This is a genomic window from Patulibacter sp. NPDC049589, from assembly GCF_040675535.1.
Lineage (GTDB): Bacteria > Actinomycetota > Thermoleophilia > Solirubrobacterales > Solirubrobacteraceae > Patulibacter.
This window is the reverse complement of sequence record NZ_JBFAPC010000058.1, coordinates 1-20,291: the sequence shown is the minus strand read 5'-3', so window position 1 is coordinate 20,291 and position 20,291 is coordinate 1. Positions and strand designations below refer to the sequence as shown.

Sequence of the window (20,291 nt, the reverse complement as noted above, 5' to 3'; positions counted from 1 at the left end):
ACCCCCGACCGGAGCCCCCGATGAGCACCACCGGACACCCCGACGCCGCCGGCGTCGTCGTCACCACGCCCCGACCCGTGGTCGGCGTCAGCTGCGCCCACGAGACGATCCGCCACGGCGGCGCCTGGGAGCAGCCCGCCGACTTCGTACCCGCGAGCTACGTCGCCGCGATCCAGCGCGCCGGCGGCCGCGCCGTGCTCCTGCCCGTCGACCCGGTCGACGCAGCGAACCCCGGCGACGCGCTGCGCGGCCTCGACGGCCTGATCCTCACCGGCGGGGTGGACCTCTCCCCCGCGTCCTACGGCGCCGAGCCCGATCCCGCGACGACCGGCGAGACGCCTGACCGCGACGCCTTCGAGATCGCGCTCGCCCGCGCCGCGCAGGACGCCGACCTGCCGCTCCTGGCGATCTGCCGCGGCATGCAGATCGTCGCGGCCGCGGGCGGCGGCACGCTGATCCAGCACCTGCCCGACGTGCTCCACACCGACGAGCACCGACGGGTGGCGGGCACGCTCGACGAGCGCAACGCCCACGGCGTCGACCTCGTCCCCGGGTCGCTGGCGGCACGGGCCGTCGGCGCCGACGCCGCGTCCGTCCGCTCGCACCACCACCAGGCGCTCGACCGCCTGCCCGCCGACTGGAACGTCACCGGCCGGGCCACCGGCGACGGCCTGACCGAGGCGATCGAGCGCGGCGACCGCACGTTCTGCCTCGGCGTCCAGTGGCACCCCGAGGCCGACCCGCGCAGCGCCGTGATCGCGGCGCTCGTCGACGCCGCCCGCACCCACGCGACCGCCTCCGGGCGGACCACCCGATGACCGGCGCGCCCCGCCGCCGGCCGCGGCCGACCGTCACCACCACCCAGAAGGAGGACCGATGACCCTGACCGTCGTCGAGCCCGCGACCGGCCGCCCGATGGCCGAGATCGCCGAGGCCACGACCGAGGACGTCGACCGCGCCGTCGCCCGCGCCCGGGCCGCGTTCCCGGCCTGGCGCGACGTCGCGCCGTCGGACCGCGCGCTGCTCCTGCTGCGCCTCGCCGACGCGGTCGAGGCCGAGCTCGAGCCGCTCGCGACCCTGGAGGCCCGCAACGCCGGGCACCCGATCGCGTCCGCCCGTGGCGAGATCGGCATGGTCGCCGCGACGTTCCGCTACTTCGCCGGCGGCGTCGAGCGACACCTCGGCGACACGATCCCCGTCGCGGGGGGCGTCGCCATGACCTTCCACGAGCCGTTGGGCGTCGTCGGCCTGATCACGCCGTGGAACTTCCCACTGCCGATCGCGTCGTGGAAGCTCGCCCCCGCGCTGGCGGCCGGCAACTGCGCGATCCTCAAGCCCGCCGAGCTGACGCCGCTGACGGCGATCGAGCTGGAGCGGATCGCCTTGGAGGCCGGGTTCCCGGAGGGCGTGTTCCAGGTCGTTGCCGGCCCTGGTCCGACGGTCGGGCAGCACCTCGTCGAGCACCCGGACGTCGCGAAGATCGCCTTCACCGGCTCCACCCGCGTCGGCGCCGGCATCCAGCGCGCCGCGGCGAGCACGATCAAGCGCGTCACGCTCGAGCTCGGGGGCAAGTCGGCCAACGTCGTCTTCGCCGACGCCGACCTGGAGGCCGCCGCAGCCGCCGCCCCGGGCGCCGTCTTCGACAACGCCGGCCAGGACTGCTGCGCCCGCTCGCGGATCCTGGTGCAGCGCTCGGCGATCGACCGCTTCCTCGAGCTGCTCGAGCCCGCGGTGCAGGCCGTGACCGTCGGCGACCCGCTCGGACCGGACGTCGCCATGGGACCGCTGATCTCGGCGGCGCACCGCGAGAAGGTCGCGTCGTTCGTGCCCGACGACGCGCAGGTCGCGTTCCGCGGCAGCGCCCCCGACGGCGACGGGTTCTGGTTCCCGCCCACCGTGCTCTGCCCGGTCGACCCGACGAGCCCGGCCGCGCGCGAGGAGATCTTCGGCCCCGTCGTCTCCGTCATCCCGTTCGACGACGAGGCCGACGCCGTGCGGATCGCCAACGACTCGATCTACGGGCTCTCCGGCTCGATCTGGACCGAGAACGGCGGCCGCGCCCTGCGCGTCGCCCGCGGCATCGCGTCCGGCGTGCTGTCGATCAACTCCAACAGCTCGGTCCGCGTCTCCACGCCGTTCGGCGGCTTCAAGCAGTCGGGCGTCGGGCGCGAGCTCGGCCCGCACGCGATGGAGGCCTACTCCGAGCTGAAGACCGTCTACTGGGCGACCGGCGCGTGACGCACCTCCCACGTCGCGGGCGCGGCGCCGCCGCCGGCCGACCGACGATCGCCGGCGACCCGGGTGGCCGGGCCGAACCCGGACACCCCTTCCCCTCCGGGCGCGTCGCGCGCCCCGAGACCGTCACCCATCACCCCGAGGAGGCCGCATGAGCAGCACCGAGAGCAGCACCGAGACCGCCGGCTCCCACCCCGGCCGCCTGGAGCGCAAGGTCGCCGTCATCACCGGCTCCGCGTCCGGCATCGGGGCGGAGACCGCCAAGGTCTTCCGCGAGCAGGGCGCCACGGTCGTCGGCTTCGACCTGACCGCCGACCAGCCCGAGGTCGACCTGGCGATCCAGGGGGACGTCACGTCCTCGGCCGACGTCGCCGCCGCCTACGCGCAGGTCCGCGAGACGTACGGCACGATCGACGTCCTCTTCAACAACGCCGGCATCTCGCCACCCGACGACGACTCGATCCTCGAGACCGAGGAGGACGCCTGGCAGCGCGTGCAGGACGTCAACCTGAAGTCCGTCTACCTCTGCTGCAAGCACGGGCTCCCGCACCTGCTGGAGACCGGCGGCGGGTCGATCATCAACACCGCGTCGTTCGTCGCCCTGATGGGGGCCGCGACCTCGCAGATCGCCTACACCGCGTCGAAGGGCGGCGTCCTCTCGATGAGCCGCGAGCTCGGCGTGCAGTTCGCGCGCCAGGGCGTCCGCGTCAACGCGCTGTGCCCCGGGCCGGTCGACACGCCGCTGCTGCGCGAGCTCTACGCCAACGACGCCGAGGCCGCCAACCGCCGCCTCGTCCACGTCCCGATGGGCCGCTTCGCCCAGGCCCGCGAGCTCGCCAACGCCGTCCTCTTCCTGGCGTCGGACGAGTCGAGCTTCATCACGGCGTCGACGTTCATGGTCGACGGCGGGCTGACGGCGGCGTACGTCACGCCGATCTAGAGACGGCGCCGGGCCCCGACCCGAGCGTCGCGAGTCCGAGCGCATCGGACTGCGGCAGGGCTCGGCCCACCCGGGTGGGCCGGGTCAGGACGACAGGGCGATGACCGCCTCCACCTCGACCAGCGCGCCCTTCGGCAGGGCCGCGACGCCGAGGGCGAGGCGGGCCGGCGGGTCCTCGGGGAAGAACTCCGCGTAGACCTCGTTGACCGCCGCGAACGCGCCCATGTCGGTCAGGTAGACGGTGCAGCGGACCGCATCGGCCAGGCGCGCGCCGGCGCCCTCCGCCACGGCGGCGAGGTTCTCGAGACACTGGCGCGCCTGCTCCGCGGGCGTCTCCCCCACGAGCTCGCCGGTCTCCGGGTGCAGGGGGATCTGGCCGGAGCAGAACAGCAGGCCGGCGGACGCCACGGCGTGGACGTACGGGCCGATCGCGGGCGGCGCGCCGGGGACGACGAAGGTGTGGCGATCGATGGACATCGGTGGAGCTCCAGGGCGGGGGCGCGGACGCGGCAACGATAGCCGCGCGGGCCGGTAGCCTCGCACGCGTGTCCCGCGTGTCCCGCCCGCTCTCCCGGCTCCTCCCGGCGCTGCTCCCGGTCCTGGCGGTGATCGCGGCGGCGCCAGCCCCCGCCTCGGCCGACCTGCGCTGCGGCGACCAGTCGGTGGGCCGGACGCGCTGCTCCCGCGTCGTCGTCCCGCTGGACCGCACCGGCGCCGTCCCGGGCGAGGTCGGCCTCTCGGTCCGGACGGTCCAGCTCGGCGAGCGGAAGAAGAAGGTCCGCCGCGAGGGCGTGCTGTTCCTCGCCGGCGGCCCGGGCCAGGCCGCCACGCTGCTGGCGAGCGACGTCGCGCCCCTGCTCAAGCCGCTGCTGAAGAAGCGCGACCTCGTCACCGTCGACACCCGCGGCACCGGCCGCTCGACCGACCTCATCGTCTGTCCCGAGCTCGAGACCACCGCCGTGACCGGGCTCTCCACGCCCGAGAGCTTCCGCTCCTGCGCGCGGCGCCTGGGCCCGGCCGTCGACCTCTACGGCACCTCCGACGTCGTCGCCGACCTCGAGGCCGTCCGGATCGCCGGCGGCTACGACCAGCTCCTCGTCGTCGGGGTCTCCTACGGCACCTTCACCGCGCAGCGCTACGCCGCGGCGCACCCCGACCGCGTGTCCGGCCTCGTCCTGGACTCGACGGTCGACGCCACCGGGAACGACCCGTTCTCGCTCGGCACCTTCCGGGCGCTGCCCGGCGCGCTGAGCCACGCGTGCCTGCGCGCGGCCTGCCGAGGCGTCACGACCGACGTCGGCGCCGACCTCGCCCGCACCCGCGCGCTGCTGCCGCTGACCACCGCGGTCGACGACGGCGAGGGCAAGCGCGTCCCCGCCAAGGTCGACGCCACGATCCTCATCAGTCTGATCCAGGCCGGGGACCTCGACCCGATGCTGCGTGCCGCGATGCCGGCCGCGCTGCGCCGCGCCGGCGTGGGCGACCCCGCCCCGCTCGGCCGTCTCGCCCGCGAGTCGGGCCTGCTGGCGACGCCCGAGGACGACGAGGACCCGTCCTCCGGCGTCGGCGCCGCCGCGAGCGTCAGCACCGGCAGCTACGTCGCGACCGTCTGCCGCGACGCCCACCAGCCGTGGGCCCCGGGCACCCCGCCCGGCGCGCCGCGGCGCACCGCGTCGCTCGCCGCCCTCGGCGGTCTCACCGGCGCCCAGCGCGGCGGCTGGGCGGCGTCCGACCTCGTCGACCTGACCCCGGCCGGGCTGTGCGAGGAGTGGCCCGGCACGCCCGACGGCCTCGGCATCGGCGCCGCGCCGGACGTTCCGACCCTGATGCTCAGCGGCGAGGACGACACGCGCACGTCGCCCGAGGAGGCCCGGCGCGTCGCCGCCCGCCACCCCGGCACCCAGCTGCTCTCGGTCCCCGGCCAGGGCCACTCCGTGATCGGCTCCGGCCGGGGCTGCGTGACCGGCGCGCTGACGGCCTTCGCGGCCGGCAAGCCGATCGGCCGCTGCCGCCGCCCGAGCGCCGTGGTGAAGGCCACGCCGCTGGCCCCGGAGTCCCCCGCCGCGTTCGGCAGGACCGCCACGGAGCGTGCCCGCGGCGTCGCCCGCGCGACCATCCTCGACGCGGTGCGCTCGGCGCTGCTGGCGAGCTTCGCGAGCTCCGACGGCACCCTGTCGCTCGACGCCCCGCCCGCGATCCACGTCGCCGGCCTGCGCAGCGGCACCGCGACGCTGACCTCCGGCGGCACCCTGCGCCTGGACCGCCTGGGCTACGTGCCCGGCACCGCCGTGACGACGAAGGCCGGCGACGGCAAGCGGATCCGCGTCCTCGTCCGGGGCCGCGGCCTGCGGTCCGGCCGCTACACGCTGCCGAACCCGCTCGCCGACGAGAGCGCGATCTACGAGGCGCTGGGCATCGACCCCGACGACGTCGAGCAGCTCGGCTCCACGTTCGCCCGGCGGATCCAGGCCTTCGTGGAGCGCTGAGCGCAGGAGCCGCGGGCGCCGGTGGACGCCGGCCGCGGTCTCCCCCCGCGCCGGGGCCGTGTGGCACGCTCCGGTGGATGCCGAACGCGCTGGCCCGGGAGACGTCCCCCTACCTGTTGCAGCACGCGGAGAACCCCGTCGCGTGGCTGCCGTGGGGCCCCGAGGCGCTGGAGCGCGCCGCAGCGGAGGACAAGCCGCTGCTCGTGTCGATCGGGTACTCCGCCTGCCACTGGTGCCACGTGATGGCGCACGAGTCCTTCGAGGACCCCGGCGTCGCCGCGGTCATGAACGAGTCCTTCGTGTGCGTGAAGGTCGACCGCGAGGAGCGGCCCGACGTCGACGCGATCTGCATGGACGCCGTGCAGGGCATGACGGGACAGGGCGGCTGGCCGCTGAACGTCTTCCTGACCCCGCAGCAGCAGCCCATCCACGGCGGCACGTACTTCCCGCCGGAGTCGCGGAACGGCCTGCCCTCGTGGCGGCTGGTCCTCGACGCCGTCGCGCAGGCGTGGAGCGAGCGGCGCGACGAGATCCTGGCGTCCCTGACCGACGCGGGCGCCCGGCTGGCCGGCGCGGCGCACCTGCGCCCGGCCGACGACGTCCCGGACGCGGCGCTGCTGCCGGCCGCGGTCCGCGCGCTGCGCGCGGGCTACGACGCGCTCCAGGGCGGCTTCGGGACCGCCCCGAAGCTCCCCCCGCACGCGGCGCTGCTGTTCCTCCTCGCCCGTGCCGCCGGCGACGGGGAGGGCGACGACCCCGCGGCGGAGGAGCGCCCGCTCGCCGCCGCCCTGGCCCGCCAGACGCTCCGCTCGATGGCCTCCGGCGGCATCCACGACCAGCTCGGCGGCGGCTTCGCGCGCTACGCCGTCGACGCCACCTGGTCGGTCCCGCACTTCGAGAAGATGCTCTACGACAACGCGCTGCTCGCCCGCGCCTACGTGCAGGGCTGGCAGCTCTGGGGCGACGACGCGCTGCGCGAGGTCGCGGAGCGCACTCTGGCGTTCCTCGCCACCGAGCTGCGCGGGCCGGAGGGCGGGTTCCTGGCCGCGCTGGACGCCGACTCCGAGGGCGTCGAGGGCCGCTTCTACGTCTGGACCCCGGAGCAGATCCGCGCCGCCCTGCCCCCGGCGGAGGCCGAGGCCGCCATCACGTGGTTCGGCGTGACCGACGCCGGCAACGCCGAGGGCGGCGTCTCGGTGCTCGAGGACCGCGGGCCCGACCCCGACGCCGCCGCCCGCGAGCGGATCCGCGCCGGCCTGCTCGCCGCCCGCTCGCAGCGGGTCCGGCCGGGCGTCGACGACAAGCGCCTCGCCGGCTGGAACGGCCTGGCGATCCAGGCGTTCGCCGAGGCCGGCGCGGCGCTGGAGCGCGACGACCTGGTCGACGTCGCCCGGGAGGCCGCCGCGTTCGTCCGCCGCGGGCTCGTCGTCGACGGCCGCCTGCGGCGCTCGTGGTCGCACCGGGCCGGCGGCGGCGCCGCACCCCACGCGGCGGTGCTCGAGGACCACGCCTTCCTGCTCGAGGGCGCGCTCGCCCTCTTCGAGGCCGGCGGCGACCCGGCCGACCTGGCGTGGGCGGAGGAGCTCGCGACGACGATCGTGGCCCGCTTCTCCGACCCCGAGCGCGGCGGCTTCTTCTCCACCGCCGACGACGCCGAGGCGCTGCTGGTCCGCCGCAAGGAGCTCGACGACGCGCCGACGCCGTCGGGCGGCGCGTCCGCGGCGCGCGGGCTGCTGCGCCTCGGGTCCCTGACGGGCGAGCACCGCTGGACGGCCGCCGCCGAGGGCTGGCTGCGACTGGCCGGCCCGCTGGCCGAGAAGCACCCGCAGGCCGTCGCGTACGCGCTGCTGGCGCTCGACGAGCGTCGGCGGACGACGCGCGAGGTCGCGATCGTCGGGCCCGCCGACCAGCGCGAGGCGCTGCTCGCCGTGGTCCGCGAGCGCCCGCGGCCGGGCGTCGTGGTCGCGACCGGCGACGGGGACGACCCGGACGGGACGCCGGTCGCCCTGCTGCGAGGCCGGACGGCCGTCGACGGCCGCGCCGCCGCGTACGTCTGCGAGGGCTTCGCGTGCCGGGCGCCGGTCACGGACCCGGACGCACTGCGGGCGGCGCTGGACGGCCCGACCCCGGCGGGCTGAGCGCCCCCGGTCCGAGCCGCGCCCCGTGGTCGGTCGGCGGCTGTCGTCTCTCGCGGTGCCGGAGGCCGACCGGCGGCCGCGGGACCCGCGCGATGGCCGCCGTGGGGGCCGCGACCGGTCACCCGCGTCGTGGCGGCGCGCCACCTTCTACAGTTCGCGTGCGCGGCTCGCGGCCGCCCTTCCGGAGCCCCAGGAACCCATCATGCCTCGCCGCCCACTCCTCCTCGGTCTCGCCGCCGGCGCCGCCGCCCTGGTCGCCGTCCCCGTCGGCATCGCCGCGCTCCCGTCCGGCGGCTCGTCGGTCACCGGCACCGTCGCGAGCCCCTGCTACTCGAACCTGCCCTCCAGCACGAGCGACGAGCCGATCGTCGCGACGCTGCGCGGCGGCGGCCCGGGTGCGACGTTCACCCTGCTCGCCGCCCTCCCCGGCCGGCCGGCCGGGTCCGCCGGCTCGGCGTCCGGGTCCTACGACGGGTCCGGCAGCGCGACGCCGCGGATCACCAGCCTCTTCGGCCTCGGCACCGCCCCGTCCGCCGGCCGCGTGATCGACCTCGCCGTCCGCGACGCCGCGGGCGCCGTCACCCCGATCGGCCAGACGCGCGTCGTCAACTACACGATCTCCGTCGCGCTGCGCCCGCGGAGCCCCCGCTCCAAGCGCCTCGTCCGGGTCTCCGGCACGCCCCTGGCCGGCAAGCGGCTCTACGGCTTCGTCGTGCGCAAGGGCGGCCGCAAGGCGCTGCGGCGCGTGAGCCTCGGGACGGGCGACGTCTGCGGTTACGTCCGGCGCAAGGTCGTCGTGGCCCCGCCCGGCGCCCGCCGCGGCGCCTACCGGCTCTACGTCGGTCCGGGGAAGACCCTCCGCCGGACGTCGCCGTCGACGGTCGTCTTCGGCTTCACCGTCGGCCGCGGCTGACGGCCGCCGCGGCGGCGGCGACGTCGGCGTCCACCGCGGACGACCGCGACGGCGAAGGCCACGCGTCGCGGTCGCCGGGGGCCGCGTGCTCGCGGGCTCCGAGCCCGGCCCCGGCCCCGACGCAGACCGATCCCGGGGACGTCCTGTGCGCCGCGCGGTGTGGCGTCCTCACGAATCTCTCACGGCGGGAACGGCGTCGTTCGCAATAGGATCAGGCCCGGACGGGCGTCCCCCGCGCCCGCCGCATTCCCCCCGATCAGGAGCATCATGCCCCGTCCTCTGTCCCTCGTGGCCGCGCCGACCATCGCCCTGCTCGGCCTCGCCGCCGTGCCGGCCGTCGGCTCCGCCGCGGCGATCACCCCGAGCGCCCCGTGCTACTCGTCGCTGTACCAGCCGGGCAACACCCAGTACCAGCCGATCACCGGCACGATCAGCGGCGGCACGCCGGGCGGCCGCTTCCAGATCTACGGCGTCGGCGGCAAGGCCGGCAGCCAGGTCGGCAACTTCGACGCCGCCGGCAACGCCACCTACTCCATCGGCGGCTCGTACAGCACCGCCGGCATCTACCCGAGCGCCGGCCGCGCCGTGAAGCTCGAGGTCACCGAGTTCCTGCCCGGCGGCTCGCCGATCACCGGCTCCGCCGACATCAAGACGGCGACGATCGCCGTCGACGTGTCGACCAAGCCGAGCAACCCGCGCAAGAAGCGCCTCGTGCGCGCCTCCGCGACGATCTTCGCCGGCCAGAAGGTCTACGGCTTCATCGTCCGCGGGACGAAGAGCACCAAGGTCCTCAAGCGGTTCGAGATCGGCACCGGCAACGTCTGCGGCTACGTCAGCCGCAAGGCCGTGGTCGCGCCGTCGAACTACCGCACCGGCAGCTACACGCTGTACGTGAACGCCGGCAAGAAGCTCGACAAGAGCAAGGCCCTCGGCTCGGGCTTCCGCATCCGCCGCACCTCCTTCTAAGCAGTCCCGGCGCCGGGACTGCTCGAGGTCCCGGCGCGATCGAACCCGGCGCGCGGTGCGCCGGACGGTCGCCCGTGTCGCGGGACCACGTCGTCCCACCGGGGTCGCCGTCCCACGACGGCGACCCTCGCCAGTCCTAGAGGACCGGCAGGTAACCGCACTGCAGCGTTCGTCGCGTGCCGAGATCCGATGCGTCTACGTGCGCCCCGGGCCGCCCGCTACAGGACGGGGAGGTACCGGTCGAGCTCCCACTGCGTGACCTGCACGCGGTAGTCCTCCCACTCCTCGCGCTTGATCTCCACGAAGCGGTCGAGCGTGTGCTCGCCCAGCGCCTTGAGGACGAGCTCGGACTCGGCGGCCAGCTCCACGGCCTCGCCGAGCGTCTCGGGCAGCTGCTCGATGCCGAGGCGACGGCGATCGTCCGGCGACAGGTGGTAGAGGTTGCGCTCCATCGGCTCGGGCAGCTCGTAGCCCTTCTCGATGCCGTCGAGGCCCGCGTGCAGCAGCAGCGCGAACGTCAGGTACGGGTTGCAGCCCGGGTCGGGACAGCGCAGCTCCATCCGCGTGGCCTGTTCCTTGCCCGGGTGGTACATCGGGACGCGCACCAGCGCGGAGCGGTTGCGGCGCGACCACGCGACGTAGACCGGTGCCTCGTAGCCCGGCGCCAGCCGCTTGTAGCTGTTGACCCACTGCGCGTAGACCGCCGACATCTCGCGCGCGTGGCGCAGCTGGCCGGCGATGAACGCCTTGCCGATGTCGGACAGGTAGTACCGGTCGTTCGGGTCGTAGAACGCGTTGCGCCCGTCGCGGAACAGCGACAGGTGCGTGTGCATCCCGGAGCCGTTCTCGCCCGTCAGCGGCTTGGGCATGAAGGTCGCGTGCCAGCCGTGCTGCATCGCGATCTCCTTGACCGTCAGCCGGTACGTCATGCAGTCGTCCGCCATCTTCAGGGCGTCCGCGTACCGGATGTCGATCTCGTGCTGCGAGGGGCCACCCTCGTGGTGGCTGTACTCCACCTTCATGCCGAGCTCCTCCAGCGCCAGCGAGGTGTCGCGGCGGACGTCGGAGCCGGCGTCCAGGGCGGTGAGGTCGAAGTAGCCGCCCTCGTCCAGGACCTCGGTGTCCTTGGAGTCCTTGAAGAGGTAGTACTCGAGCTCCGGGCCGACGTTGAAGACGTCGAAGCCCATGTCCGTCGCCCGCTTGATCGCGCGCTTGAGGATGTAGCGCGGGTCGCCCTCGTACGGGGTGCGCTCGGGCGTCAGGACGTCGCAGAAGATACGGGCGACGCCCTCGCTCTTCGGCGCCCACGGCAGGATCGCGAAGGTCGACGGGTCGGGCATCGCGATCATGTCCGACTCCTCGACGGCGTTGAAGCCGGTGATCGAGGAGCCGTCGAAGCCCATCCCGCCCTCGAACGCGTCGTCGAGGTCGGAGGCGTTGACCGAGAAGGACTTCAGGCGGCCCAGGATGTCGGTGAACCACATCCGCACGAAGCGGATGTCCTGCTCGGCCACCAGGCGCTTGATGTCCTCTGGGGTGCGCGGGGTCTCGGGCACGGTGTCGTTCGCTCCTGTGGGTTCGGGGTCCGGACTGGACCGGAGCGCGTCGACCGCGCGCTCACCGAGGGGGAAGGCTAGCCGAGAGGGTGGTCGTCGGCCGACGGGCCGACCGACACGGCCACGGGCTCGGTGCCCGCGCAGTCCATCCAGCGCTGACCCCAGCGCTCCAGGGCCCGGACGACGGGCGCCAGATCGCGGCCCTTCGCCGTCAGGGTGTACGCCACCCGCAGCGGCGGGCCGGGGTGCACCTCGCGCTCGACGAGGTGCTCGGCCTCGAGCTCGCGCAGCCGCTGGGACAGGACCCGGTCCGACAGCCCGGGCACGGCGGCCCGGAGCTCGGAGAACCGCCGTGGCCCGTCCTCCGCCAGGAGGATCGCCACGATGGCGCCCGTCCACCGGCGGCCGATCAGCTCGACCGCCTGGTGGTACTGCGGGCAGCAGCCCCCGGTGCCGTCCCCGGGGATCACGCCGCGCGGAGCTGGCGCGATTCCTCGGTCGATCCGTCCACGGGCACGTCGCCCGCGATGTTGACGAGCGCCGAGAAGACCTCGACCGACGCGAACGCGATCGACTCGAGGAGCTCCTCCTCGGTCCAGCCGAGCTCGAGGGCCTCCTCCTGCAGGGCGGCCGGCGGCTGGCTGCGCTTGCGCAGCAGGTGCCCGACGTAGCGCAGGAGGACGTCCTGCTTCTCGTCCGCCGACGCGAAGTTGCGGGCGAGCTTGACCTCGTCGATCCCGATGCCGTTCTGGCGGGCGAGGCGCTGGTGCATCTTCACGCCCGGGGTCGAGCGGAAGTGCTCGGCGACGGCGAGCGACAGGCGCTCCTTCGTCGGGACGTCGAGGATGCCGTGGCGCAGCTCACCCGCGAAGCGGGCGTAGCCGCGAAGGGCGGCCGGGGACCCGGCGAGCACGCCGACGAGGTTCGGCAGCTGTCCGGCGGAGGCGAGTGCCCCCTTGATCACCGGGAGCGACCCCTCGGGCGCGGAGAGGTCGTCGTGAATGGTGAAGCGGCTCATGGCAGTGGGCATGACGGACCTTCCGAGGGCGTTTACCTGTGCTTCACAACGTGAAGCGACTAACAAGATGTAAGTGTACTCGTCCGGCGGCGGATCGCAACGCCCCGGTCGCGAACTCCTGCGCGGGCGGCGGGCGGCGGGCGGAACGGCCGATCCGGTCCTCGATACCTACCCGCCCGGGGACGATTCCGCAATCGCCGCGCCGGTATTGGCGCGCCGCCGCTCGCCGCGCGTCACGGACGGGCCCGATCGCGTTTCCCCCGTGACGACCGGGGAAACGGGCGAAGATGAGTTCGACACTCCTGCGGAAGAAATCGGTCGCGGCGTCGATCGCCGACACGGAGGACCCAGAGCACGGCCTCAAGAAGGAGATGGGGCCGCTCCAGCTGACGATCTTCGGCGTCGGCGTCATCGTCGGCACCGGCATCTTCGTCCTGACCGGCACCGCCGCGGCGGAGAAGGCCGGTCCGGCCGCGCCGCTGTCGTTCGTCGTCGCCGCGATCGCCTGCGGGCTCGCGGCCCTCTGCTACGCCGAGTTCGCGTCCTCCGTCCCGGTCGCCGGCTCCGCGTACACGTTCTCCTACACGTCCCTCGGCGAGATCTTCGCGTGGATCATCGGCTGGGACCTGATCCTGGAGTTCGCCTTCGGCGCCGCCACCGTGGCGAAGGGCTGGTCGGGGTACTTCACCCAGCTCATGGACGACATCGGGATACACCTGCCGACGTCGATCGCGGGCCAGACGGCGAACTTCAACATCCCGGCGGTCGTGATCGTGGCGGTCGTCGCGTCGATCCTGATCGTCGGCATCCGCGAGAGCTCGCGGATGAACATCGTCGTGGTCGCGATCAAGCTGACGGTGATCCTGATCGTGATCGTCGTCGGCGCGTTCTACGTGAAGACCGGCAACTGGGACCCGTTCATCCCGCACCAGTCCGCGGGCACCGCGTCGACCGCGCTGGACGAGAAGCCGCTGATCCAGGCGATCCTCGGCGAACCCACCAGCGCGTTCGGGGTGCCGGGCATCTTCTTCGGCGCGTCGCTGGTCTTCTTCGCCTTCATCGGCTTCGACATCGTCGCGACGGCCGCGGAGGAGACGAAGAACCCCCAGCGCGACCTGCCGATCGGCATCTTCGCGTCGCTGATCATCTGCACGATCCTCTACGTGCTCGTCAGCCTGGTGGTGACGGGGATGGTGCCGTACAAGAAGCTCGGGGTGGACGCCCCGCTGTCGTTCGCGTTCGACCAGGTGGGAGCGTCGTGGGCCTCGACGGTGATCTCCATCGGGGCGCTGGCCGGCCTGACCTCGACCGTGCTGATCCTCATGTACGGCCAGTCGCGCGTGTTCTTCGCGATGGGCCGCGACGGCCTGCTGCCGCCGTGGCTGTCGAAGGTCCACCCGACCTACAAGACCCCGTACCGGATCACCGTGATCACGGCGATCGCCGTCGCGCTGCTGGCCGCCTTCCTGCCGCTGAAGGTCCTCGGCGAGGCCACGAACATCGGGACGCTCTCGGCGTTCATCCTCGTCTCGATCGCAGTCCCGATCCTGCGCAAGTCGCAGCCGGACCTCCACCGGCCGTTCCGGACGCCCCTGGTGCCGCTCGTGCCGATCCTCGCGGTCCTGGCCTGCCTCTGGCTGATGCTGAACCTGCCGGTCGGCACCTGGATCCGCCTCGTCGTCTGGATGGCGATCGGCTTCGTCGTCTACTTCGCGTACGCGCGCAAGCACAGCCGCCTGGCGCGCCCGGAGGCCGAGCAGCACAAGCCCGCGACCTGAGCGGGGCGCCGCTCGTCCCGGGAGGAGGTCCCGGGACGTGGCGGAGGCGGGGCCGGCTACCGGTTCGACGCCACGTGGTGCACGACCACGGCGGCGTCGGAGTTGCTCACCGCGGCGAGCACCAGGAAGAGGCCGAGGAGCGCCGCGTAGAGCAGGAGCTTCTCGGGGCGCGCGAGCAGGTTGTTGCGACGACGACGCGCCGGCGGACGGGCGCCGGGGCGGCGGGCGACGCCACGGCCGCGGCCGGGCTGCTGCCGGCGGGCGACGTCCGTGCCGGGCTGACGCGAGCGCTCGCGGGCGCGGCGGTGGCTCTCGCGCTCGACGCGCTCGCGCTCCCGTTCACGCTCCGACGGCGCGAAGGGCGACTCGTCGACCCAGCCGAACTCCTCGGGCTCGGGCCGGCGCTGCTTGGCGCGACGCTCCTGGGCGGATGCGCGGGCCGCGGCGGCACGACGGCGACGGGCGGCGCCCGTCTCGTACTCGTCCCGGGACCTGATCGGAGCGTCGTCGAGGGTCCGCCGCCGCGTCTCGCGGTGGCGATACTCCTGCGCGTCTGCCCACCAGGGTTGGTCGCGGTCGTTCGGCATGGTGATCTGCCGCCGGTGCGGTCGTCCACCCGGCGAAGGACGCGGCCATCTGGCCGTGTCTCGTCCCCGGATGGGGTTCCCGCGCTCCCGGTCGCCGGCGGCATGGCGTACCACCGGGAGTCGGCGTGGTCGCAGGATAGCAGCGCAGCGGACACCCGCAAGGGTGCCGGGGCTCACAGTGCCCTGCAAGATTCCGCCCAGATGCGGGAGGTTCTTGCGCCGGGCGGTGGATGGTGGCAGGTTCGCGCGCGAGAGCGCGTTCTCGTCAGGGGTCGGTCACCGGCTCCTCCCCCGTCCCCTCACGGACTCCGGCCCCGCCGGCTCATCGGCGCCGTCCCTGCCCGAAGTTCATCGCCGAAGGAGCCACCTCGCGGAAGCCCCGCGCCGGCCGGGCCGCCCCGTTCCCGCCGCCGGACCCGGACCCGCCGCCCGCCGTCCCGGAGCCGCCGCCCGGCCCGGGCCCGCCGCGCCCCGGGCCCCGCCGGCCGCCGCCGAAGCGCGGATCCTCGATCACCACGCCGCCGCCGACGGCGACCTGCGCGGGCTCGGACTGCTGGTCGCGCCAGCGCTGCAGCTCCTCGGGCGAGAGGCGGTGCAGCCGGGCGACCTCGCTCGCCGCCTGGCGCCGGGCCTCCGGCACCGCCTCGTCGAGCGCGACGATCCTGCGGACCAGCAGGTTGATCTGCCCGCCCGCGGCCGGGTGCCGCTCGAGTCGCCCCTCGGCCACGACCAGCGGCTCGGTGCGCACCGCCAGCCGCTCCCGCGCGTAGACCGCCGGCGGGATCACGAGGTTGACGGTGCCCTGTTCGTCCTCGAGCAGGAGGAAGACGACGCCCTTCGCGCTGCCCGGGCGCTGGCGGGCGAGCACCAGCCCGCCGACCCGCACGCTGCTGCCGTGACGGAGCCGGCGGAGGTCGCCGCTCCGCGCCATCCCACGCTCGCGCAGGCGGTCCCGCAGCAGGCCCATCGGGTGGATGCCGGTCGTCAGCGCCGTCGTCTCGTAGTCCGCGATCAGGCGGTCCCACGACGACATCTCGGCGAGGTCGGGCTGCTCCGGGGCCTCGAGCCCCAGCGCCAGCTGCGTGCCCGCGGCCACGCGCTTGCCGGGCGCCACCGCGCCGACCCGCCAGAGCGCCGCCCGCCGGGCCCGCGCGAGCGGCAGCGCGTCCGCGCCCTCCCCCGCCGCCAGCGCGTCGCACGCACCCGACCAGGCGAGCCGCTCGAGCGAGGGCAGCCCGCCGCCGAGCCGGCCGACCATGTCGGTCAGCGAGCGCCAGGGCCCGTTGGCGTCGCGCTCCGCCACGAGCTGGGCGACGTCCTCCGCCCGGACCCCGCGCACGTAGCCCAGGCCGATGCGGACCGCGCCGTCGTCCTCGACCGTGCAGTGGTCCCGGCTGCGCTCGACGTCCGGCGCCCGCACCGCGATGCCCCGCCGCTGGGCGTCGTGGACGAGCGCGTCGGGCGGGTAGAACCCCATCGGCTGCTCGTCCAGCAGCGAGCAGAGGAACTCCTCGCCGTAGTGCACCCGCAGCCACGTCGACTGGTACGCGAGCAGGCCGAACGCCGCGCCGTGCGCCTTGGGGAAGCCGAAGCCCGAGAAGCCCCGGACCATCTCCCAGACCTGGCGGGCGAGCTCTTCGGAGACGTTCCCGTGCGTCGCCTGGGCGCCGGCCACGAACGCCTCGAAGTGGGCCTCGAGCGCCTCCTTCGAGCGCTTGCGGCTCATCGCCCGCCGCAGGCCCTCTGCCTGACCGGCGGTGAACCCGGCGAACGCCATCGAGACGTCGATCACCTGGTCCTGGAAGATGATCGTCCCCAGGGTCTGCCTCAGGGGCTCCTCCAGCGACGGGTGCAGGTACGGGACGCGGTAGGACGGATCGACGCGCATCCGCTGCCGCCGCTCGATGTAGGGGTTGACGGCGCCGCCCTGGATCGGTCCCGGCCGCACGATCGCCACCTGGATCGTCAGGTCCTCGAGGTTCTCGGGCAGCGTGCGCAGCAGCGATCCCATCTGCGCGCGGCTCTCGATCTGGAAGACGCCGGTGGTGTCCGCCCGCTTGATCGTGTCGAAGGTCTCGGGGTCGTCGAGCGGGATCCGCGAGAGGTCGACCTGCTCCCCGCGGCGGTCGGAGATCAGCTCGACGCAGCGCTCGACGCTCGAGAGCATCCCCAGGCCGAGCAGGTCGATCTTCAGGAAGCCGGCGTCGGAGCAGGAGTCCTTGTCCCACATCACCATCTGCCGGCCGGCCATCGCGGCGGGCACCACCGGGCAGCAGTCCACCAGCGGCCGGGTCGCCACCACCATGCCCCCGGAGTGCTGCGAGAGGTGCCGCGGCAGGCCGTGGGCGAGGCTCGAGAGCTTCGCCAGCCACTCCCAGCGGTTGCGGGGCGGGCCGTCGGGGTCGTACTCCACCCCGGCGGGCATGTCGCGGGTGTCGAGCACCCCGCCCCCGGGGACGCCCCACGGGTCCTGGAGGGTGCGGCCGGCGTCGTCGCCGGGATACCCGGGGTGTCCGGGCGCGCCGCGCCCGCCCAGCGGACCCCCCGCGACGTAGGCGGGGTGCCAGCCCGGCGGCATGCCGGCGACGAAGCCCTCCGTCGTGGCGAACGACACGCCGCCGTCCCCGAACTCCCGCTCGGCGTTCGCGCGCTCGTCCCGCCGCGAAGGATGCCCGGGGTCCCCGGGATGGGTCGACGGGTACGGCCCCTCCGGCCCGGGTCCGCCCGGCCCGTCGTGCCCGCCCACGTGCGCGCCCTCCGGGCCCAGCGTCATCGCGATGTCGCCCGCCACGCCGTGGCCGGACCAGCCCTCCGACGCGCGGGCGACCCGCTCGAGCTCCGCCGCCGGCAGGCCCAGGGCGGCGCCGATCTCGCGGATCGCGCCGCGGGCGCGGTAGGTCGGGAAGGCGGCGACCAGCGCCGCGCGGTCCGTCCCGAAGCGCTGGTGCACCCGCGGGATCAGCTCGGCCCTGATGTCCCGCGGGAAGTCGAGGTCGATGTCCGGCACGCCGGAGACGTCGTCGTTGAGGAAGCGGCCGAGCGAGAGCCCCGTCTCGATCGGGTCGACGTGCGACAGGCCGGTGAGGTAGCAGACGATCGACGAGACCGAGGACCCACGGCCGCGCCCCGGCGGCAGCACCGCCCGCGCCGCCGACGGTCCGCGGACCTCGAGCGCGACGTCGCGGGCGAGCTCGAGGATCTCGTGGTGGAGGACGAAGAACCCCGGCAGCTTCAGCCGCCCGATCAGCGCCAGCTCCTCCTCCAGCCGGACCTGCGCATCCGCCCGCAGCCGGTGGCCGGCCGGGTAGCGCTCCGCGAACGCGGCCTCGCAGACTCCCGCGAGCGCGCGGGCGGCGCCGACGTCCTCCGCCCCGGGGTAGCTGTAGCCGAGCTGGCGGGTGAGGTCGAACTCCAGCCGCTCCGCGATGCGGACCGACTCCGCCACCGCGTCGGGGTGGTCGTCGAGCCGGGCGACCATCGCCCGCGGCGTCGCCAGCACGTGGCTGTGGTTGCCGCGGCGGACGGGCTCGGACGCGTCGAGCGTCGTGTGGCGCCGGATCGCGACCAGGGCGTCCTGCAGCAGCGCGCGCTCCTTCGAGTGCGCGTGGACGTTGCCCGTCGCCACGCAGCGCAGCCCGAGCCGCCGCGCGAGCTGCTCGCGCCGGCGGCCCTGCTCGCGGTCGCCGCGCAGGTACCGGCGCTGGAGCTCGACGTAGAGGTCCTCCGTCCCGAAGGCGTCGCGCAGCACGCGCAGCGTCGGCTCCTCCTCCACCCCGTGGTCGGCGCAGCCGCTCAGGCAGATCAGGCCCTGGTGCGCGTCGCAGACGTCGCCGATCGTCACCCACGGCGCCGTGCGGACCCGTCGGGGGTGGTCGCGCGTGTGCTGGTGGGCCGTCGTCAGCAGCCGGCAGAGGTTCGCCCACCCGCGGCCGTCCTTGACCAGCAGCGTCAGGTGCCGGCGGGTGGCAGGGTCGGGCTCCATGTCCGCCGGGGGCAGCGGCGGGCCCTTCGGGTCGACCCGGATCGTGAGCTCCGCCCCGTGGAGCGCCCGGAGCCCCGCCGCCGCGGCGGCGTGGGCGAACTCCATCGAGCCGGAGACGCCGTCGTGATCCGTCAGCGCGAGCGCGTCGTGGCCCTGCCGCGCGGCGGCCAGGACCAGCTCCTCCGGCAGCGAGGCGCCGTCGAGGAACGAGTAGGCCGAGTGGCAGTGCAGCTCGACGTAGGGGGCACCGGACACGAACACATGTTCGCATCGGGATCGGACGTCCCGCGACCGCGCACGAACCCCCTGCAAACGGGCGAGAGCGACCATCCAGGGCCCCGTCGCACCGGAACGCGGCCCCCACGCAGCGCCGGCACCGATGCGGACGCGGCGGGGCCCGGCGACCCGCATCAGGAGCGCCCGACGCAGTCCGTGCGGTCCTCCCAGAGCCCACCCGGCGGCCGGCTCCGCGCCGACAGCAGCCGCTCGCTGCTGTGGGTGTCCTGGTTGCGCGCCCCGAGCTTCAGGCCCAGCCCGATCTCGGCGTCGAAGCCGTCCGTCTGCGACGCCGTCGCGTACTCGCGCTGGTCGATCCAGCCCTCGTCCGCGGCCCAGCGCCCGAGCGCGACAGCGGAGGACCGCGCCCGCCCGACGTCGGCGGAGACCAGGCCGCGCAGGAGCTCGGAGAGCCCCGCGGCGACCGCCGGCCGGGTGAGGTCGACCCGCAACTGCACGTCGCGTCGCACGGCCCCGCGCTGCGCGTCCGCCCGGCCGACGAGCCGCAGCTCGCGCGGGCGCAGGTCCCGGTCGAGGGTCAGCGTGGCCGACGGCTCCAGCGCGACGGACGCGCCGAGCTTCAGGCCCAGCGGCCCGGCCAGGTCCACCGACGCCGCCCGCGAGACGGCGAGGCTGACCGTGATCCGGCCGGTGTGGCGGTCCTGGGTGCCCTCGCCGCTGAGGCCCTGGACGAAGGAGCCCTCCGCGTCCACGCCCAGCGGCCCGGACGCCCCGACCCGCAGCGACTGGTCCGCGCGCAAGCGGACGCGGTCGACGTCCGGGGCGCGCACCGGGTCCTTCGCCGCCAGGCTGCGGACCAGGGCGGCGGCGGACGCGGCGTCCGGGAGCTCCCACGTGCGGCCCCAGCCGCCGCGCAGCCGTCCCTCGACCCCCGCCGAGGCCTCGAGCGCGGGACCGTCGTCGTCCGAGGAGGAGCGCCCGATCCCGAAGCGGACGCCGACGGAGCTCCCGACGCCGCCTTGCAGGTCGTCGTAGAGCGTGACCGCCACCGTCCCGTCGGAGCGGCGCTCGACCGCGACGCTGCGGTCCTTGCCCACGCGCCAGATGCCGAGGCTGAGGCCCTTGGACGTGCGGTCCTCCTCCAGCGCGACGGCGCAGGGCTGCCGGACGTGGAAGTCCTCGCAGCCGTCCGCGCCGGCGACGCAGATCGCCCGCCGGATCCCGGAGTGGACCGCGTTGACGATCCCCACGCCGCTGAACCCGGCCGCCGCCCACGCCGCCCCGGCGAGGACGAGCGCGACGAGCAGGACGATCGCCGCGTGCTCGACGCTCGCCTGCCCGCGCTCGCCGGAACGCGGCACGCCGGCCGGGGGACGCGGGGCGGGACGGTCGGGGGCCATGCCCGGCAGCGTCGCCCGGCCCGCCGCGCCGGATCGAGGCCCCGTCCGTGCCGGA

15 protein-coding genes are annotated in these 20,291 nt (G+C 74.9%); 8 read left to right on the top strand and 7 right to left on the bottom strand.

Going from position 1 to position 20,291, the window contains the following annotated elements; all coding sequences use genetic code 11:
* Positions 1–20 precede the first annotated feature (20 nt).
* The 3 genes from AB0L40_RS12870 (at position 21) to AB0L40_RS12860 (ending at position 3,175) form a co-directional block, all read left to right on the top strand.
* Positions 21–818, top strand: a complete 798-nt coding sequence (locus AB0L40_RS12870) for a gamma-glutamyl-gamma-aminobutyrate hydrolase family protein (protein ID WP_364354596.1) — start codon at positions 21–23, stop codon at positions 816–818.
* A gap of 58 nt (positions 819–876) precedes the next feature.
* Complete coding sequence (locus AB0L40_RS12865) at positions 877–2,238, top strand: aldehyde dehydrogenase family protein (protein WP_364354593.1); 1,362 nt, start codon at positions 877–879, stop codon at positions 2,236–2,238.
* A gap of 148 nt (positions 2,239–2,386) precedes the next feature.
* On the top strand, positions 2,387–3,175 hold the full coding sequence (locus AB0L40_RS12860) for a 3-oxoacyl-ACP reductase (protein WP_364354590.1): 789 nt from the start codon (positions 2,387–2,389) through the stop codon (positions 3,173–3,175).
* A gap of 84 nt (positions 3,176–3,259) precedes the next feature.
* Here AB0L40_RS12860 and AB0L40_RS12855 read toward each other — a convergent pair whose 3' ends face one another.
* Positions 3,260–3,652 (bottom strand): Rid family detoxifying hydrolase, encoded by a 393-nt coding sequence (locus AB0L40_RS12855; protein WP_364354588.1) that lies wholly within the window; start codon positions 3,650–3,652, stop codon positions 3,260–3,262.
* A 68-nt stretch (positions 3,653–3,720) separates the two neighbouring features.
* On the opposite strand from AB0L40_RS12855, the gene AB0L40_RS12850 reads away from it, so the two are divergent.
* The 4 genes from AB0L40_RS12850 to AB0L40_RS12835 all read left to right on the top strand — a co-directional run bounded on the left by AB0L40_RS12850 (position 3,721) and on the right by AB0L40_RS12835 (position 9,678).
* Entirely contained in the window at positions 3,721–5,661 is a 1,941-nt protein-coding gene (locus tag AB0L40_RS12850) for an alpha/beta fold hydrolase (RefSeq protein ID WP_364354585.1), read from the top strand.
* A gap of 77 nt (positions 5,662–5,738) precedes the next feature.
* Positions 5,739–7,799: a thioredoxin domain-containing protein gene (locus AB0L40_RS12845; RefSeq protein WP_364354582.1), complete on the top strand. Its 2,061-nt coding sequence runs from the start codon at positions 5,739–5,741 to the stop codon at positions 7,797–7,799.
* A gap of 202 nt (positions 7,800–8,001) precedes the next feature.
* The gene (locus tag AB0L40_RS12840; RefSeq protein WP_364354579.1) at positions 8,002–8,712 is read left to right on the top strand and encodes a hypothetical protein; all 711 of its coding nucleotides are present in this window, start codon (positions 8,002–8,004) and stop codon (positions 8,710–8,712) included.
* Positions 8,713–8,979: 267 nt separating this feature from the next.
* Entirely contained in the window at positions 8,980–9,678 is a 699-nt protein-coding gene (locus AB0L40_RS12835) for a hypothetical protein (RefSeq protein ID WP_364354576.1), read from the top strand.
* A gap of 218 nt (positions 9,679–9,896) precedes the next feature.
* On the opposite strand, the gene AB0L40_RS12830 is transcribed toward AB0L40_RS12835, so the two are convergent.
* The 3 genes from AB0L40_RS12830 to AB0L40_RS12820 form a co-directional block, all read right to left on the bottom strand.
* Positions 9,897–11,234, bottom strand: coding sequence for a glutamine synthetase family protein (locus tag AB0L40_RS12830; RefSeq protein ID WP_364354574.1), 1,338 nt, complete (start codon positions 11,232–11,234; stop codon positions 9,897–9,899).
* 77 nt (positions 11,235–11,311) lie between these two features.
* Entirely contained in the window at positions 11,312–11,704 is a 393-nt protein-coding gene (locus AB0L40_RS12825; protein WP_364354571.1) for a helix-turn-helix domain-containing protein, read from the bottom strand.
* Positions 11,701–12,264, bottom strand: coding sequence for a carboxymuconolactone decarboxylase (locus AB0L40_RS12820; RefSeq protein WP_364354568.1), 564 nt, complete (start codon positions 12,262–12,264; stop codon positions 11,701–11,703). The genes AB0L40_RS12825 and AB0L40_RS12820 overlap by 4 nt, the downstream gene beginning before the upstream one ends.
* Positions 12,265–12,539: 275 nt before the next feature.
* Between AB0L40_RS12820 and AB0L40_RS12815 the strand changes: the two genes are divergently transcribed.
* Entirely contained in the window at positions 12,540–14,030 is a 1,491-nt protein-coding gene (locus tag AB0L40_RS12815; protein WP_364354565.1) for an amino acid permease, read from the top strand.
* Positions 14,031–14,086: 56 nt separating this feature from the next.
* On the opposite strand, the gene AB0L40_RS12810 is transcribed toward AB0L40_RS12815, so the two are convergent.
* From AB0L40_RS12810 to AB0L40_RS12800, 3 genes are all read right to left on the bottom strand, one after another.
* Positions 14,087–14,617, bottom strand: coding sequence for a hypothetical protein (locus AB0L40_RS12810; RefSeq protein WP_364354562.1), 531 nt, complete (start codon positions 14,615–14,617; stop codon positions 14,087–14,089).
* A gap of 322 nt (positions 14,618–14,939) precedes the next feature.
* Positions 14,940–18,854, bottom strand: a complete 3,915-nt coding sequence (locus tag AB0L40_RS12805) for a PHP domain-containing protein (RefSeq protein ID WP_364354559.1) — start codon at positions 18,852–18,854, stop codon at positions 14,940–14,942.
* 155 nt (positions 18,855–19,009) lie between these two features.
* Positions 19,010–20,236 carry a hypothetical protein gene (locus tag AB0L40_RS12800; protein WP_364354556.1) on the bottom strand — a complete coding sequence of 409 codons (1,227 nt, stop codon included), beginning with the start codon at positions 20,234–20,236 and terminating at the stop codon, positions 19,010–19,012.
* Positions 20,237–20,291: the final 55 nt, after the last annotated feature.